Annotated in this window: 15 protein-coding genes; 3 read left to right on the forward strand and 12 right to left on the reverse strand. The window is 73.6% G+C overall.

The genetic code is table 11. From position 1 onward, the window contains the following. A partial coding sequence (locus tag ABT381_RS16480; RefSeq protein WP_351593932.1) for an outer membrane protein assembly factor BamB family protein occupies positions 1 to 1,450 on the forward strand: 1,450 nt, incomplete at its 5' end. 56 nt (positions 1,451 to 1,506) lie between these two features. Here ABT381_RS16480 and ABT381_RS16485 read toward each other — a convergent pair. Further along, positions 1,507 to 2,349, reverse strand: coding sequence for a hypothetical protein (locus tag ABT381_RS16485; protein ID WP_351593935.1), 843 nt, complete (start codon positions 2,347 to 2,349; stop codon positions 1,507 to 1,509). A gap of 127 nt (positions 2,350 to 2,476) precedes the next feature. Here ABT381_RS16485 and ABT381_RS16490 point away from each other — a divergent pair, with 127 nt between their 5' ends. Then, a complete protein-coding gene (locus ABT381_RS16490; RefSeq protein ID WP_351593938.1) occupies positions 2,477 to 2,992 on the forward strand; it encodes a hypothetical protein in 516 nt (171 codons plus the stop codon). Positions 2,993 to 2,997: 5 nt separating this feature from the next. Here the strand turns inward: ABT381_RS16490 and ABT381_RS16495 are convergent, their stop codons facing one another. From ABT381_RS16495 to ABT381_RS16505, 3 genes are all read right to left on the reverse strand, one after another. Then, positions 2,998 to 3,774 (reverse strand): enoyl-CoA hydratase/isomerase family protein, encoded by a 777-nt coding sequence (locus ABT381_RS16495; protein ID WP_351593941.1) that lies wholly within the window; start codon positions 3,772 to 3,774, stop codon positions 2,998 to 3,000. Further along, positions 3,771 to 4,241 carry a Zn-ribbon domain-containing OB-fold protein gene (locus ABT381_RS16500; protein WP_351594017.1) on the reverse strand — a complete coding sequence of 157 codons (471 nt, stop codon included), beginning with the start codon at positions 4,239 to 4,241 and terminating at the stop codon, positions 3,771 to 3,773. Before ABT381_RS16500 ends, ABT381_RS16495 begins: the two co-directional genes overlap by 4 nt. 111 nt (positions 4,242 to 4,352) lie before the next feature. Continuing rightward, positions 4,353 to 5,504 carry a lipid-transfer protein gene (locus ABT381_RS16505; RefSeq protein WP_351593944.1) on the reverse strand — a complete coding sequence of 384 codons (1,152 nt, stop codon included), beginning with the start codon at positions 5,502 to 5,504 and terminating at the stop codon, positions 4,353 to 4,355. Positions 5,505 to 5,813: 309 nt separating this feature from the next. Here ABT381_RS16505 and ABT381_RS16510 point away from each other — a divergent pair, with 309 nt between their 5' ends. Then, positions 5,814 to 7,520: a FadD3 family acyl-CoA ligase gene (locus ABT381_RS16510; protein WP_351593947.1), complete on the forward strand. Its 1,707-nt coding sequence runs from the start codon at positions 5,814 to 5,816 to the stop codon at positions 7,518 to 7,520. Here ABT381_RS16510 and ABT381_RS16515 read toward each other — a convergent pair. The 8 genes from ABT381_RS16515 to ABT381_RS16550 all read right to left on the reverse strand — a co-directional run bounded on the left by ABT381_RS16515 (position 7,507) and on the right by ABT381_RS16550 (position 15,291). After that, on the reverse strand, positions 7,507 to 8,730 hold the full coding sequence (locus tag ABT381_RS16515; RefSeq protein ID WP_351593950.1) for a cytochrome P450 family protein: 1,224 nt from the start codon (positions 8,728 to 8,730) through the stop codon (positions 7,507 to 7,509). The two genes, ABT381_RS16510 and ABT381_RS16515, sit on opposite strands and share 14 nt — an antisense overlap. Next, complete coding sequence (locus ABT381_RS16520) at positions 8,655 to 10,049, reverse strand: cytochrome P450 (RefSeq protein WP_351593953.1); 1,395 nt, start codon at positions 10,047 to 10,049, stop codon at positions 8,655 to 8,657. Before ABT381_RS16520 ends, ABT381_RS16515 begins: the two co-directional genes overlap by 76 nt. Then, a complete protein-coding gene (locus ABT381_RS16525) occupies positions 10,046 to 10,618 on the reverse strand; it encodes a GTP-binding protein (RefSeq protein WP_351593956.1) in 573 nt (190 codons plus the stop codon). The genes ABT381_RS16520 and ABT381_RS16525 overlap by 4 nt, the downstream gene beginning before the upstream one ends. A gap of 70 nt (positions 10,619 to 10,688) precedes the next feature. Further along, complete coding sequence (locus ABT381_RS16530; RefSeq protein WP_351593959.1) at positions 10,689 to 11,048, reverse strand: DUF742 domain-containing protein; 360 nt, start codon at positions 11,046 to 11,048, stop codon at positions 10,689 to 10,691. Continuing rightward, positions 11,045 to 11,473, reverse strand: coding sequence for a roadblock/LC7 domain-containing protein (locus ABT381_RS16535; RefSeq protein ID WP_351593962.1), 429 nt, complete (start codon positions 11,471 to 11,473; stop codon positions 11,045 to 11,047). The genes ABT381_RS16530 and ABT381_RS16535 overlap by 4 nt, the downstream gene beginning before the upstream one ends. Next, positions 11,470 to 13,044, reverse strand: a complete 1,575-nt coding sequence (locus ABT381_RS16540) for an ATP-binding protein (RefSeq protein ID WP_351593965.1) — start codon at positions 13,042 to 13,044, stop codon at positions 11,470 to 11,472. The genes ABT381_RS16535 and ABT381_RS16540 overlap by 4 nt, the downstream gene beginning before the upstream one ends. A gap of 191 nt (positions 13,045 to 13,235) precedes the next feature. After that, positions 13,236 to 14,843 (reverse strand): class I adenylate-forming enzyme family protein, encoded by a 1,608-nt coding sequence (locus ABT381_RS16545; RefSeq protein ID WP_351593968.1) that lies wholly within the window; start codon positions 14,841 to 14,843, stop codon positions 13,236 to 13,238. Between the two features lie 220 nt (positions 14,844 to 15,063). Continuing rightward, a complete protein-coding gene (locus tag ABT381_RS16550; protein WP_351593971.1) occupies positions 15,064 to 15,291 on the reverse strand; it encodes a hypothetical protein in 228 nt (75 codons plus the stop codon). Positions 15,292 to 15,516: the final 225 nt, after the last annotated feature.

Raw genomic sequence — 15,516 nt, forward strand, 5'->3', positions numbered from 1 at the left:
TCCGGCCGGAGTGCGTGCATACGGGTGCGGCAATTGCCTCCCCGCGCCGCCCCAGGAGGTGGAGGGCCCGGACGGCTCCGTACGGCTCGGCGGTTCGGTGGCCCCGATAGGGCCCGGCCCCCGGCCGGCGGACGGCCACGCCCCCCAGGCGCAGCCCGGCCCGACGACGAACTGGGTACGGCCGCCGGCCGGAGTGCAAGCCCCGGGGCCCGCGGGCCCGCCGCCCGCGGTGCCTCCGCAGCCCGCGCCGGGCCCGCAGGGCGGCCACGGCGCGCCCGCGAGCGGCCGGCCGGGCGACCCCGCGGCGCAGGGCGGCCACGGCCGCTGGCGCCCCTGGCGCTTCCGCATGTCCAACGACGTGTGGGGCACCCCGGTCGTCTCCGGTGACCTGCTGTACGTCACCTCCTTCGAGGTGCACGCGCTCGACGTGGCCAGCGGGCGGCGCCAGTTCAAGACCCGCGAGGTCGCCTGGGCGATGGCCGTCTCGGACGGCCGGATCCACGCGTCGGACGGCCCGAGCCTGTACGCGCTGGACGCCACCGACGGCTCCGAGCTGTGGCGGCTGAACACCGAGGGCTGGGTCTACAGCCTGGGGGTCGACCGCGGCACGGTCGTCACCGGCACCCGTGGCGGCGGCGTGCAGGCGTGGGAGGCGGCCAACGGCGAGCTGCTGTGGGAGATCGGCGGCGCGCAGACCGACTTCGAGACCGCCGAGTCCGGCCCCGTCGTGCACGAGGGCACGGTGTACGTCTGGGCGGAAGCGCGCCTGAAGGCGCTGGAGGCCCGTACGGGCGCCGAGCGCTGGTCGTACCCGGTCGGGGACGCGGCGTCCTGCGGCGGGGTGCCCGTGCGGCTGCTGACCGCCCCGGACGGCGTGGTCTACGTCGTGGCCGGCACGCGCGTCCTGGCCATCGACAGCAACCGCGGCGACGTCCGCTGGCACTTCGAGGCACCGGCCGTCTTCCTGGCGCCGCCCGCGTACGCCCCCGGGCCCGCCGTCACCGGCGGCGGCATCTACCTCGCGGACTACCTCGGCACGGTCTACGCGCTGGACGCGAACGACGGCCGGGACCGCTGGCGGATCGCCACCGAGGCGCGCCAGTCGACCGAGCCGGTACTGGTCGCCGACGGCGCGGTGCACCTGGGCAGCGGCAACGCCCTGTACACGCTGGACGCGGTCACGGGCACGCCCCGCTGGCGCTTCCAGGCGGGCGGTGAGGTCATCGGGGCACCGGTGGCCGCGGACGGCCGGGTGCACTTCGGGTCCGCCGACCACTGCCTGTACACGCTGGACGCGATGGGCGGCCAGCTGCGCTGGAAGCTGGCGACCGGCGGCGAGATCACCGGCACCCCGGTGGCCGCCGCGGGCGTCGTCTACGCCTGCAGCAAGGACCGCTGCGTGTACGCGCTGGACGCCGCGAAGGGCACGGGGCAGGCGCGGCGCTCCTAGGGGCGCCGCGCGGGCCTGTACTGCCCTGTGGCTGCGCGGACCTGGAAGGGGTCCGGCTAGCGCTCCTCGGGCGGGCGGCCCTGTCCGGGCTGTGTCTCCTGGTCGCCGTGGATGCGCGGCAACGGCTGCGTAGGGTCGGCCGGCGCGGCCGTCGGCGTACCGGCCGGCGGGGTCGTGCCGTCGTGCGTCGCCGCGGGCCACGGCTCTTGTGCGGGCCCGGCGGCCGAGGACCCGCCGGCGCCCGGCCATTGGACGGGCTGCTGGACAGGCTGCTGTTCGTAAGGGGTGTCAGGCCGCGGTCCTCCGTAGGGGACGTCCGGCTGCGTCGCCGCATACGGGGGCTGATCCGGCTGTCCCTCATAGGCGTACGGCGCGCCCCCGGGCTCGCCTTCGTACGCGTACCGGTCGTCGGGCTCTGCTCCGTACGGTGCGGGCGCGTACTCCTCGTCGCGCTCCCGCGCCTTCCGGCGGCGACGGGCGCGTACGGCCCGGCGGCCGCTCATCAGCAGCGCGGCCAGCAACAGCAGGACGCCGCCGCCCAGCGCCACCGCGACTCCCAGGCCCAGACCCCGGCCCCCGTTCCCCGCGGTGAGGCTGCCGGCCGCCTGGCCCTGCCGGACCATCCACAGGATGGTGAAGCCGAGCACGACCAGCCCCGCGAGCGTGACCGTCAAGCGGGACCGCAGCACCACGCCGATCAGCGTCAGCACGGCCGCGACCAGCATCGGCAGCAGGAGTGAGCGCATGACATCGGCGCCGCTGCCGGTGATCCCGTTGAAGAGGTCCGCGATCCGGATGTCCGCACCGTGACGGCCGTCGTACCAAGGACGGAAGGGGCTCCATACGGCGGCCGCCGCTCCGATGAGGGCGATCAGGGAGCCGATTACGTTGCGCACCACAAGCGTCGCCTCGCTTCGCTTCGTCCTGACGCCTCCACAGCCGACGCTACGCCGTGCCGCCGCGGGCCGCCACGGCAATCCGGTCCCGGTATCGTGACGTGCGCTCGTCAAACATTCGGGGGATCTCATGGCACAGCGTCACTTACGGCTCACGGCCGTCGTGGCCTTCGTTCTGCTCTCGCTCACCGGCTTCCGGCCGCACGGCCACGGGAGTGACAGCGGTGGCGGCGGCTGCAGCGCCCACTCCAGCAGCAGCGGCTACCACAGCAGCCACCACTACGACGATGACGACGACTACGACGATGACGACTACTCGGGCGGCAGCGGGTCGGACAGCAGTCCGGAGCCCACCGCGACGCAGGCGCCGAGCGGCACGATCATCGCGTGCGTCGACCCGGATGAGGCCACGCCGCATGCGCTGGTCAGGCTCGTCGTCGGGGATCCGCACACCGACGTGACCGTCACGGTGCGATTCCTCGGCGCGGACGCGACCGTCGTGGACACCGCCAAGGTGAAGCTCAATCCGTACGAGGACGACTACGACGCCGACGAGACCACCGACAACCCGGAGGTCCAGGTCCCGATGGCGCATCCCGACCGCGCCGACAAGGTCGCCAACTGCCTCCTCGACGACGTCGGCTAACGGGCTCACCGCACCCGAGGGGCACCCCCCTTCCGCCGCTCCTCGAAGAGCTCCGTCTGCCGCTCCGGGGGCAGGTTGCCGAGCGCTACAAGGTGCGGGGCGTGTGCCAGCGCCTGGGTGCGGGCCGCCTCCTTCGCCGCCCACAGGGCCCGTACGGTGCCCTGCACGGCCTCCGTGGGCTGTGCCGCGACCGTCTCCGCCGCGCGCAGGGCGGCCGGCAGCGCCTCACCGGCGGCCGTCAGTTCGGAGACCAGGCCCACCTCGTGGGCGCGCCGGGCGCCGAGCCGCTCGGCGGTGCCCATCAGGGCGAGCCGGGCGATCTCCCCGTACGGCATCCGCTGCGCCATGAGGACCGACTCGTACGCGCTGACCATCCCGTAGGTCGTGTGCGGGTCGAAGAACGTCGCGGTCTCGGCGGCCACGATGAACTCGCACTCGCCCAGCAGGTAGAACGCGCCGCCGCAGGCCATGCCGTCGACCGCGGCGATCACCGGCTTCCACAGGTCGGCCGCCTTGGGGCCGATGCGGAGCAGCGGGTCGTCGAGGGAGTACGGGGAGGCGGGCTGCGGCACGCGTACCGAGCGGTCGACGCCGGTGCAGAAGGCGCGGCCGCCGGCGCCGGTGACGACCGCGGCGCGCACGGTGTCGTCGAAGCGCAGGGCGCGCCAGGCGCCCGCCAGTTCCTCGGCGGTCGCCAGGTCGATGGCGTTGAGGCGGCCGGGCCGGTCGAGGGTGACCAGGGCGACGCCCGCGCCGGCCCGGGTGTCGACGCGTACGGTCATGGGCGCTCCAGCAGCCAGCGCGGCACGGTCACGCCGTCCGCCATCTCGTGGAAGGTCACCTTCACCGCCGCGCCGATGCGCAGCTTGTGCGCGGGCACGGAGTTCAGCGTGGCGTCCGGCGCGCTGACGAGGTTGCCGACCAGCCGGATGCGCGGCGCCTCGGCCAGCTCGACGACGACGGCGTTGTACGGCGCGAGGGCGGCGTACGCGGGCAGCAGCGGCGGGTGCGGCAGGACGTAGGACCAGATCCGGCCGCGGCCGGACATCCGCCGCCACTCGCTCGCGAAGGACTGGCAGTGCGGGCAGCAGGGACGGGGCGGGAACCGCGGTTCGCCGCAGTCGGCGCAGGCTTGGACGCGCAGTTCGCCACGGGCCGCGTACGCCCAGAACGGCGCGCCGTCGTCGTCGGGGACGGGGAGCAGGAAGCCGTCGGCGGTGACGCTGTGCGCGTCGGCCGCGCCGGCCACGCCGGCTGCGTCGGTCGCGCCGGCTGCGGCGGAGTTATCCACAGGCGTGGCGGACGCGGTGCGGCTGTCAGTGGCGGCTGTCACACTCGGTTTCATGAATTTCACTGACGGTCAACTCCTCAGCAAAAGCGCGGAAGTCGGGACGCCCTCGCCCGCGGTGACGAGGCAGGTCGCGGCGTCCGGCACCTGCGCGGTGCTGGTGCCGCGCAGCTGCTTGACGCCCTCGGTGATCAGGTTGAAACCGTGGACGTATGCCTCGGAGAGGCCACCGCCGCCGGTGTTCAGCGGGAGCCGGCCGCCGATCTCCAGGGCGCCCTTCTCGGTGAAGGCCGCGCCCTCGCCGCGCCCGCAGAAGCCGTAGCCCTCCAGGGAGAGCGGTATGAGCGGGGTGAAGGCGTCGTAGATCTGCGCGACGTCCACGTCCTGCGGGCCGAAGTCGGCGGACTTCCACAGGTGTCGGGCGGCGGTCCAGGCGGGCCCGGTGAGCGGGTCGTCGTTCCAGTAGTTGACCATGCCGTGGTGCTGGGCGGGCAGGCCCTGGGCGGCGGCGTGGACGTAGACGGGGGTGCGGCGGCAGTCGCGGGCGCGCTCGGCGGAGACCAGGACGCACGCCAGCGCGCCGTCGGTCTCCAGGCAGTTGTCGAAGAGGCAGAGCGGCTCGCTGATCCAGCGCGCGGTCATGTACATCTCGCGGGTCAGCGGACGGTCGTACATGACCGCCGCGGGGTTCTGATTGGCGCGGTTGCGGCAGGCCAGCGCGACGTTGAAGAAGTGGTCGCGGGTGGCTCCGTACTGATGCATGTAGCGACGGGCGAGCATCCCGATCTCGTCGGCCGGGCGCAGCAGGCCGAAGGGGCGGGTCCATTGAGCGGGGGTGGGGAGTTGAACGGCAGTGTTCGTCCAGGGGCGGGGCCCGGAGCCGCGCTTGCGCGACCGCCAGGCGACGCCGACGGTGGCCTGGCCGGTGGCGATGGCGGCGGCCAGGTGCGCCACGGTGGCGCAGGAACCGCCGCCGCCGTAGCCGACCTTGGAGAAGAAGGTGACGTCGCCCGCGCCGATGGCCTTGGCGACCTCGACCTCGTCGGTCTCCTCCATGGTGTAGGAGGCGAAGGCGTCGACCTCCGCGGGGGCGATCCCGGCATCGGCCAGGGCGGCCGTGATCGCGCGGCAGGCCAGCGTCTTCTCGGATTCGGGAAGGTGCCTGGCGAAGGGTGTCTGTCCGATGCCGGCTATCGCCGTAGCGTCCTTGAGGGTCGCCCCCATCGCCACCTCCGTGGTCGGTCGTCCGGCAGGTCGTCCGTACTGACAGCCGAGGAGGCTACCGCTAATCTGACGACCAGTCAGCTAACTGGCACAGGGTTCTCCCGGCCGGTACACGCCGCACGGCCCCCGGGAGGGCTCCCGGACACCCCGTACGGCCCGCGCAGGCGCCGGGGGAGAAAGGCAGGCGCGATGCCCGGCGACGGGGAGCGGCAGAGGGGCGACGAGGGCGCCGGCGCCCCGCAGGGACTCGGGGACACGGACGGGCCGCGGGCGTTCCGCGCTGCGATTGAGGTGGGCGAACCGGCTGCGGTGGGTGAGCCGCGGGACCCGCGCGCTGACCTGGAGTTCGGGTCCATTCCGCGGTTGGTGCGGGCGGCGGCCGCTCGGCACGGCGGGCGCGAGGCGGTGGTCGAGGGGCGGGCCCGGGTCTCGTACGCCGAGCTCGGCGCGCGGGTCGAGCGCGCGGCCGCGGCCTGCATCGCCGCCGGCGTCGCGCCCGGCGACCGGGTGGCGGTCTGGGCGCCGAACACCGCGGACTGGATCGTCTCCGCGCTCGGCGCGGTGTCCGCGGGCGCCGTCCTGGTGCCGGTCAACACCCGCTTCAAGGGCGCCGAGGCCGCATACGTCCTGCGCCGCACCCGCGCCCGGCTGCTCTTCGTCACCGGCACCTTCCTCGGCACGTCGTACGTCGCCTCGCTGCGCAGGGCCACCGCGGAGGGCACGGGGCGCGGACCGCTGCCGGGCCTGCCGGATCTGCGGGACGCGGTCGTGCTGGCCGACGACGCGCCGGTCGGCTTCCGCACCTGGCGGGAGTTCCTGGCCGGGGGCGCCCGGGTGCCGGCGGCGGAGGTGCGGGAGCGCGCGGACGCCGTCGCGCCGGAGGACCCGTCGGACATCGTGTTCACCTCGGGCACCACGGGGCGGCCCAAGGGCGCCGTGATCACCCACGCCCGGTCGCTGCGCGCGTACGGCGTCTGGAGCGAGCTGGCGGGGCTGCGCGAGGGGGACCGCTATCTGATCGTCAACCCGTTCTTCCACACCTTCGGCTACAAGGCGGGCGTGCTGGCCTGCCTGTTGCGCGGCGCGACGATGGTCCCGCAGCCGGTGTTCAGCGCCGACACCGCGCTTGCCAACATCGCCGCCGAGCGGATCACCGTGCTGCCGGGGCCGCCCTCGCTGCACCAGCAGCTGCTGGACCACCCCGCGCGCGGCCGGCACGACCTCTCGACGCTGCGGCTGGTGGTGACCGGCGCCGCGGTGGTGCCGCTGCGGCTGGTCGAGCGGCTGCGCGGGGAGCTGGGGATCGCCACGGTACTGACCGCGTACGGCCTGTCGGAGAGCTCGGGGGTGGTCACGATGTGCCGCCGCGGCGACCCGCCCGAGGTGATCGCGGGCACGTCGGGCCGGGCGATACCGGACACCGAGGTACGGGTGGTCGACGCCGAGGGCCGCGCGGTGCCGCCGGGCCGGCCCGGCGAGGTACGGGTGCGCGGCTATCACGTCATGACGGGCTACTTCGAGGATCCCGAGGGCACCGCCCGCGCCGTCACCCCGGACGGCTGGCTGTGCACGGGGGACGTGGGGGTGCTGGACGAGGCGGGCAATCTGCGGATCACCGACCGGATCAAAGACATGTTCATCGTCGGCGGGTTCAACGCCTACCCCGCCGAGATCGAGCAACTGCTGCTCCGGCACCCGGACATCGCCGACGCCGCCGTGATCGGGATACCGGACGCCCGGCTGGGCGAGGTCGGCCGGGCGTACGTGGTGCGGCGTCCCGGCGCGACGGTGTCGGCGGACGAAGTGCTCGTCTGGTCGCGCCGGGAGATGGCCAACTACAAGGTGCCCAGGGAGGTGATGTTCCTGCCCGAGCTGCCGCGGAACGCCAGTGGCAAGGTCCTGAAGGCGAGCCTGCGCGCGGTGGGCGCCGGCGCCACCCCGTCCACCGAGCCCCCGTCCACCCAGCCCCCGTCCACCGAGCCCCCGGCCACCGGCAGCCCCGTCACCCCCGGTTGAGGTGAACCGGAAGGGACTGCAGCCCGTTGCCGATGAACGAGCCGGTGGCCCGCAGCGTTTCGGGGGACACGGCGAGCTCCAGGCCGGGGAAATGGTCGAAGAGCGCGGGCAGCGCGGTGCGGGCCTCCATGCGGGCCAGCGGCGCGCCCAGGCAGAAGTGCACGCCGTGCCCGAAGGCGAGGTGCTCCCGGTCGGCGCGGCGCAGCTCGAAGGAGTCGGCGTCCGCTCCGTGCCGCTCGGGGTCCCGGCCGGCCGCGGCGTAGGCGGCGAGGATCGGGTCGCCCTGGCGGATGACCGTGCCGTCCGCCAGCGGGATGTCCTCGACGGCGTACCGCAGCGGCAGGTTGGCGATGCTGGGCGCCCAGCGCAGCGTCTCCTCGATGACGTCGTCCCAGCCGGCCTGCCCGGAGGCCAGCAGGGCGCGCTGCTCGGGGTGGGTGAGCAGGGCGTGGACGGCGTTGCCGATGAGGTTGACGGTGGTCTCGTAACCGGCGCCGATCACCAGCAGGAGGGTGTCGAGCAGTTCCCGCTCCTCCAGGCGGGAGCCGTCGTCGTCCCGGGTGGAGACCAGCACGCTGGTCATGTCGTCGCCGGGCTCCCGCCGCTTCAGGGCGATCAGGTCGCCCAGTACGGCGGCGACCTTCGCCGCGGTCGCGGACGCCTGCTCGGGGGTGGCGGAGGTGTCCATGATCTCGTCGATGACCTTCCCCACCTCGACCCGGGAGTCCTCGGGGATACCGAAGAGTTCGCAGATCATCCGCATCGGAAGGGGGTGCGCATAGGAAGAGATCAGATCGACCGGCTCGCCGGCGGGCGCCGCCTCCAGGTCCGCCAGCAGCTCCTTGGTGATCCGCTCGACGCGCGGGGCCATCGCCTCGGTGCGCCGCCCGGTGAACGCCGGTGCCACGAGCTTGCGCAGCCTGCGGTGGTCGGTGCCGTAGGCGGTGAACATGTTCGTGACGCCGACCCAGGACTGCAGCCAGCTGTCGTGGTGTTCGCCGTTCCGCCAGGCGGGCCAGTGCTGCCGCGGGTCCTTGCTCACCCGGTCGTCGGCCAGCAGCCGCTTGAGCAGGGCGTGCCCGCCGACCGACCAGGCCCGTATGCCGCCGGGCAGCTCGATGAGCGCGGCGGGGCCTATCGCGCGGAGGCGGGCGGCCTCGCCGGGGAGGTCGGTGCCGGCCGGGTCGATGGCGACGGGCTGCTGTCCCATGGGGTGGCTCCTGCCTGATCGGGGGTGAGGGGGGTGAAGCGGGCCGGGAGCGCGGCCAGCGCACGGTGGAAGGCGCCGACTCGCCACTCCAATTGGTCGAAGGGGACGGTGAGTTCGATGTCGGAGAGCCAGGCGGTGAGCCGTTCGATGGCGGTGGTCGCGATGAGCAGCGCGGTGGTGCGTACGGGGCAGGCGTGCGGCCCCGCGGCCCAGGACAGGTGCGCGCCGCCGCCCGCGCCGGGCTGCTCCAGCGGAACGGTGCCGAACTGCGCGTTGGCCGCGGCGTACGAGACCATCGTGAGCTGGCCCGCGCGGATCCAGGTGCCGTGGAAGAAGACGTCCCGGCGGGGGAAGTGCGCGGAGTAGTTGCCGAGCGGCGGGTCGTTCCACAGCACGTCGTTGATGGCGTCGCGGGCGGTGAGTGCGCCGCCGGACAGGGTGCTGTAGTAACGGTCGTCGGAGAGCATGCGGGCGAGCGCGTTGCCGATGAGGTTGGTCGTCGGCTCGTGCCCGGCGCCCATGGTGAGGACGATCTGGTGGATCAGTTCCTCGTCGGTGAGCCCGGCGGGGTGGTCCATGAACCAGGAGGTGAGGTCGGGGCCGCGGCGCTCCTTCTTGGTGGCGACCAGCTCCATGATGTACCGCTCGTACTCCGCGTTGGCCCGCGCGGCCTCTTCGGGGTTGCGGCCCTCCAGCATCCCGGCGAGGGCGGAGATCAGCCGGTCGCTGTAGGAGTCGGGGAGCCCGAAGACCCGATTGAAGATCATCAGCGGCAGCACGCGCGCGTACTGGGTGATCAGGTCGGCCCGGCCCTCGGCGCCGAACCGGCTGATCAGCGTGTCGGCCGCACCATGCACGTATCCGCGCAGCTCGTACGGCTCCAGCAGGGCGAAGCTGTCGGTGATCACCTTGCGGTAGCGGTCGTGCGCCTCGCCGTCGCTGAAGAACACGTTGGGCCGCCAGGTGAGCATCGGCATGACCTGCGAGTCCGGGCGCACGGTCGGCATCCAGGGACGGGAGTCCTTGGACCAGGTGGCGTCGTCGTGCAGCAGTTCCAGCGCGGCGCGGTAGTCGGTGACCAGCATCGCGGGGACGCCCGGCGCGATCTCGACCTGTGCGACCGGCCCCTGCCGCCGCAGTTGGGCGTAGATGCCGTGCGGATCGGCCGCGAAGTCGGGTCCGTACAGGCGCACGGCGTCCTGCGCCGTGGCATAGGGCGCGGAGTGCGGGGACGCCGGAGGGGCCGGTTCGGCGGCCGGACGTGCGTGGGCGGGGCAGCCCGGGGGCGGCGTGGCCCCGGGCGGGTGGGGGGAGGTCACGGGTTCTCCATGGGCGTGTGGTCCAGGACGTGCCGGACGAGGGCGATCAGCGCGTCGAGCGACTGGTCGCGGTCGCGGGCGTCGCACAGCACCAGCGGGGTGTCCTCGTGCAGGTCGAGGTGGTCGCGCAGGGTCTCGACGGAGTGGTCGGGGGCGTCGGGGAAGGTGTTGACCGCCACCGCGTAGCGCAGCCCGGCCTCCTCGATCATGTCCATGACCTCGAAGGAGTCGGCCAGGCGGCGGGTGTCGGCCAGTACCAGCGCGCCGACCGCGCCGCGCGCGATGTCCTGCCACAGCGGCCGGAACCGCTTCTGGCCCGGCGTGCCGAAGAGGTACAGGACGAGGTCGCCCGCGAGCGTGATCCGCCCGAAGTCGATGGCGACGGTGGTCGTGGTCTTCTCGCGGACCCCGGCGAGGTCGTCGACGAACGCGCCGGTCTGCGTCATCACCTCTTCGGTGTGCAGCGGCGGGGTCTCCGACAGGGCCCGGATGAACGTGGTCTTGCCGACCCCGAAGGGCCCCGCGACCAGCAGCTTCACCAGGGTCTGGTCGGTACCGGACAGGTACATGGCGCCCTGCCCCGAGCCGTCGGCCGCGCTGTCGGCGCCGCCCGCCGCGCCGGGGCCCGAGAGCGCTGCGCTAGGACTTGAGAGTGCGGAGTCCATCGAGGACCCTCTCCAGAATCTGCCGGTCGATCTGCTCGGCTTCGGGGATGGGGGAACGGGCGTGCAGGTGTCCGGCGTCGACGAGGTCGGCCACCAGTACCTTCACGACACTGACCGGCAGTCGCAGGTGGGACGCGGTCTCGGCGACGGTCAGCGCGCCCGGCCGCAGCAGCGTGAGGAGGCGGAGCGCCTCGGGACGCAGCCCGGCGGGCGCGGTGACGGTCGCGCCGTACAGCACGGTGAGCCGGTCCAGGGTGTTGCGGCTGGGGCGGGCGCGGCCGCCGGTCGCCAGATAGGCCGGTACGAGACGCCGGTTGCTCTGGCGGGGCGTCATGCGGGCGAACCCGCGTCCCGCGGCGGCGAGCTCATCGCCTTCGCGCCCAGCGTGGCGACCTGGACCTGCATCTGGTGCGAGACCACGCCCATGTTGACCTCGGGGCCTGCGAAGACCGCGAGGCAGGTGTTCTCGCCGGCCGGGATGGCGATCACCCAGCCCTCCTCCGACTCCACGACGGTCTGCCGCAGCCGGGCGTCGTCCTGGCCGGTGAACGCGGCGGTCACGGCGCGGCCCGCGCCCTGCAGCGCCGACATCATGGCGGCCACGCCCTCGGCGGCCTCGCGGGCGAGGCCGGGGGAGGAGCCTTCGATGAAGCCGTCACCGGAGATGACGGCCGCGTGCAGGACGTGCGGCAGCTCCAGCAACGGTGCCAGCACCCAGGACTGGTCCTGTGTGACGCGGCGGCGGACGGGGGTGCTCATGCTCGGTCGTTCCCTTCGGAGCGCGGAATTCGGTACTCGGCTTCGGCCCGCCCGGAGAGGGTGCCGCTCTGCAGGGCGGCCCAGCGGGTGGCGGACTCCTGCGGGCTGCGCTCGGCGACGGGTTCTGTACGGGGGAGGGGGCGCTCGGGCTCACCGGCGGGCCGGCGCCTGCGGCGGCGCGGCAGCTCGGTGTCGACCCCGGCCTCCGGCGCGTACGCGGCATCGGCCTCCGGCGCCTGCGCGGTCCCGGCCTCCGGCGTACGGACCGGCTCGGCCTCGGGCGCGCGAGCGGGCATGTGCTCCGGCGCAGGCGCAGGCGCAGGCGCGGAGCCGGCCGCGGGCGCGGCCGACGCCCCCGCCTGCGCCCCCACCTGCGCCCCCGCCACGGGCTCCGTCAGCGGCATGGCCTGCGGCATACCCTGCGACATGGCCTGCGGTACCCCCAGCGGCGTCGAGTGCGCGTGCATCATCTGCGGCGGCAGCGGGGCCATGGCCGACATCGGCTGGGCCGTCTCGTCCATCAGCGTAAGCAGCGGGTCGCCCGGGATGTACACGACGGCCCGGACGCCGCCGTACGGCGAGGACTCGACGTGCACCGTGAAGCCGTACTGGCGCACCAGCTGCCCGACGGCGGCGAATCCGGACCGCGGCGGGTCGCCCAGCTCCGTGATCAGCACCTGCTCCCCGCCGCCCAGCAGCCGCGTCGCACGCGCGATCTCGTCGGCGTGCATGCCGATGCCGTAGTCGTCGACGATGACGGACGCGCCGCGGTTGCCCTGCTGGAGCGTGACGGCGACGGGCAGTTCGTGGTGGGAGTGGTGCAGCGCGTTGGCCAGCAGTTCGGTGAGCGCGATGGCGACCGGCTCGACGGCGCGCGCGACCACGCCCACCGGGTCCCGCAGCAGGTTGCTGACCTGGATGCGCTCGTACCCGCGCAGCCGCGACATCGCGCCGACCACGAGGTCGGCGAGGTGCGAGTCGTCGCGGGTCAGCCCCGGCCAGGCGCCGCAGACCACGCCGGTGGTCTGCACCCGGCGCAGCGCCTGCTCGTTGAGGAAGTCGGCCTGCAGCAGGTCCTGGGCCACGGCCTGGTCGTCGTACCGGTGCTGCATCTCCTGCAGCAGCGTCTGCAGCCGGTACAGCAGCGCCTGGATGGTAGTCGTGGCGCCGCGCATCGCGGCCTGCGCGGCCTCGTCGACCCGGGCCCGTTCCTTGGCGACCGCCTGCGCGAGCTGGTCCATGGCCGAGGTCAGCGACCGGTCCACGTCGGTTCCCGTGAAGCGCGGGTCGCGCAGGCCGCGGACGGCGACGTGCGGGTGGGCCAGCGAGGTGGCGAGCTCGGGGAGCCGGGCCTCGGCGAGGTGGCGGAGTTCGTCCTCCGTGGCGCGCAGCTGGGCGGCGAGCTCGGCGTGGCCGCGCTCGGCGGCGGAGGTGCGGGCCTCGGCCGTGGCCAGGTGCCGGCGCAGGGCCTGGCTGCCCTGCCGGGTGCGGACCAGGAAGAAGATCATCACCACCGCGGCGGCCGTTCCCGCGCTCAGGCACCACAACAGTGTCGCCGGTATGGAAGTCATCGAGGTCCTCGTGTGGGGGGTGGCTTGGCGACGGCGAACGAACACGTGATCGCCGCCGCGATGTTACCCACGAAGTGACCTTTCGCACGGCTAAGTGGGAAAGCGGCATTCCGTGTGGACAAGATCACTCCGATTTACCGGCGGTCACGTCGGATACACCCGGAATGTCCTGCCCCAGTTGTGAACTGCCCTTACTCAGCCGCGAGTTGGTCCGCCGGGCGCGTGTATCGCTCCCGCAGCGCGCCCTTCAGTACCTTGCCCAGCGGGCCGCCGCGCGGCAGCTCGGCCGCGATCTCCAGCTGCTCCGGCAGCTTCTGCGTCATCAGCCCGGCCTGCCGCAGATGACCCGTCAACTCCCGCAGCGTGAGCGTCTGTTCACCGCTGTCCGCGAGCGTGACCACCGCGCACACCCGCTCCCCGCGCTCCCGGTCCGGCAGCCCGATGACCGCCGCCTCCGCCACGGCCGGGTGCTCTCGCACCAGGTCTTCGACCTCCTGGGCCGAGATGTTCTCGCCCTTGCGGATGATGATGTCCTTCAGCCGCCCGGTCAGTACGAGATGGCCGTCCGCGCGCAGGAACCCCAGGTCGCCGGTGTGGAACCAGCCGTCCGCGTCGAACGAGGCGGCCGTCAGCTCCGGGTCCGTGTACCCCTGGCAGACCATCGGCCCCTTGAGCGTCACCTCGCCCGGCTCCCCGGTCGGCAGCGCCCGCCCGTCCGGCCCGGCGATCCGCACCTCGGCGCCGGCCACCGGCCGCCCCACCGTCCGCGACAGCTGCTCGTCGCTGTCGTACGGGGTGCCCATCGCGATCATCGGGCACTCGGTCATGCCGTACCCGTGGAGCAGGGCGCACCCCAGCTCGCGCCCCGCTTCGAAGTACAGCTCGGGCGGCAGTGGCGCGCCGCCGCCGGACAGCAGCCGCAGGGCGGGGATCAGCTTCCCGCCGCTTGCCCGCCGCCGCGACTCCTCCAGGAACGCCTGGTAGAAGGCGGTGCTGCCGCCCGCCATGGTGACGCCGAGCCGCGCGTACGTGTCCGCGGCCGAGCCCGGCGCGAACGTCTCCAGCACCACCGCGGGAAAGCCGCTCACCAGCATCGCGATGACGTAGTCGGGCCCGGCGATGTGCGCGTACGGGAAGGCGATCGACCCGATGTCCGCCGCAGACATCTCCAGCGCGGTCGCCAGGCCCACGCCGCCCGCGATCAGCGAGGCGTCCGTGTGCCGCACGCCCTTCGGGGCGGCCGTGGTCCCGGAGGTGTAGTAGATCCACGAAGTACGCTCAGGCGCGCGCCCCCGCTCGCGCCCGCCGTCCCGCTCCCGTGCGTGCCCCGGCGTGAACTCCGGCAGCGTGCCCGGGTCGCCGTCCGGGAGCCCCGCCTCGCCGCCCACGGTGACCACCCGCGTCCCGTCCGGCGCCACCTTGCGGGCCATCGCCGTGAAGTCGACGTCCCGCCACACCCCCGGTACCAGTACGAACTCCGCCTCCGAAGCGGCGAGTACGTACCCGACCTCGCGCTCCCGGTGCAGATGGACGACCGGTATCTGCACGGCGCCCAGCCGGGCCAGCGCGAGCGAGGCGAGCACCGTGTCGACGCGGGTCGGCAGCTGCCACGCGACCCGCGTCCCGGCCCCGATGCCCAGCTCCCGGAAGCCGGCCGCCGCGCGCAGCGCCCGCTCCCGCGCCTCCCCGAAGGTGACGGTCCGCCCGTCCGGCTCGTAGAACATCGGCGCGTCCGCCGACGCGGCGGCCCGGTACTCGACCAGCTCCCAGAGCGTACGTATCCGACCGGACTCATACACGGCGCGCCTCCCGGCAATGGGCGGGACGGGATGGAACGGAACGGGGTGTGGCGCGACTGTAGCACCGTAACTGACGGAGCGTCAGCTGCCCGGAGTGATCCGATCCCGCCCCCGAAAACGCCGCAGGGACCGGCTTCGACGGCATCCCCTCCTTGCCGTCGAGGCCGGCCCCTGCGATCCCCCGGGTGGTGGCTCAGCGGGCCGTGCGCGTGCTCAGGGCTCAGTGCTCCAGCTTCGGCTCGGCGATGGGCCGGTGGCTGTCCTGGGGCGCGATCGTGCCGTCGCCCGGAACCGGACGCTGGCCGTCCTGCGCCAGGACCTCGTCGCCGATGACGGGCCGGTGGCTGTCCATGGCGACGATCTCGTCACCGATGATCGGCCGGTGGCTGTCGAGCGGCTTGATGATGTCCTTGTCGTCGGTCTGCGGAGCCTTCTTCTCGGTGCTCACAGTGATCAACTCCTGTGTATGGGCGCTTGCGGTCCACCGCCCGGCGACTCCCCCGTGGGTCGCCGGACGGGTGAACCAGGGCCGAACACCATTCGGTGGGGCCGCGTCACCGAGCCGCTTGCCCCCCGAGGCGGCGGTTCGGTACGCAGAAGAGTGACGCGCCGCGATGAACGATCGATAAACGGCGACGATTACCTGGCCGACCTGCGGCGACGGCGGCCGGCT

The organism is Streptomyces sp. NPDC000151 (assembly GCF_040301705.1).
GTDB lineage: Bacteria > Actinomycetota > Actinomycetes > Streptomycetales > Streptomycetaceae > Streptomyces.

What these genes read in the sequence shown, in the direction of transcription:
- ABT381_RS16490 (WP_351593938.1), top strand. Translation starts at nt 2,477, where the DNA reads ATGGCACAGCGTCACTTACGGCTCACGGCCGTCGTGGCCTTCGTTCTG.
- ABT381_RS16540 (WP_351593965.1), bottom strand. Translation starts at nt 13,044, where the DNA reads ATGACTTCCATACCGGCGACACTGTTGTGGTGCCTGAGCGCGGGAACG.
- ABT381_RS16495 (WP_351593941.1), bottom strand. Translation starts at nt 3,774, where the DNA reads ATGACCGTACGCGTCGACACCCGGGCCGGCGCGGGCGTCGCCCTGGTC.
- ABT381_RS16525 (WP_351593956.1), bottom strand. Translation starts at nt 10,618, where the DNA reads ATGTACCTGTCCGGTACCGACCAGACCCTGGTGAAGCTGCTGGTCGCG.
- ABT381_RS16515 (WP_351593950.1), bottom strand. Translation starts at nt 8,730, where the DNA reads ATGGGACAGCAGCCCGTCGCCATCGACCCGGCCGGCACCGACCTCCCC.
- ABT381_RS16535 (WP_351593962.1), bottom strand. Translation starts at nt 11,473, where the DNA reads ATGAGCACCCCCGTCCGCCGCCGCGTCACACAGGACCAGTCCTGGGTG.
- ABT381_RS16530 (WP_351593959.1), bottom strand. Translation starts at nt 11,048, where the DNA reads ATGACGCCCCGCCAGAGCAACCGGCGTCTCGTACCGGCCTATCTGGCG.
- ABT381_RS16505 (WP_351593944.1), bottom strand. Translation starts at nt 5,504, where the DNA reads ATGGGGGCGACCCTCAAGGACGCTACGGCGATAGCCGGCATCGGACAG.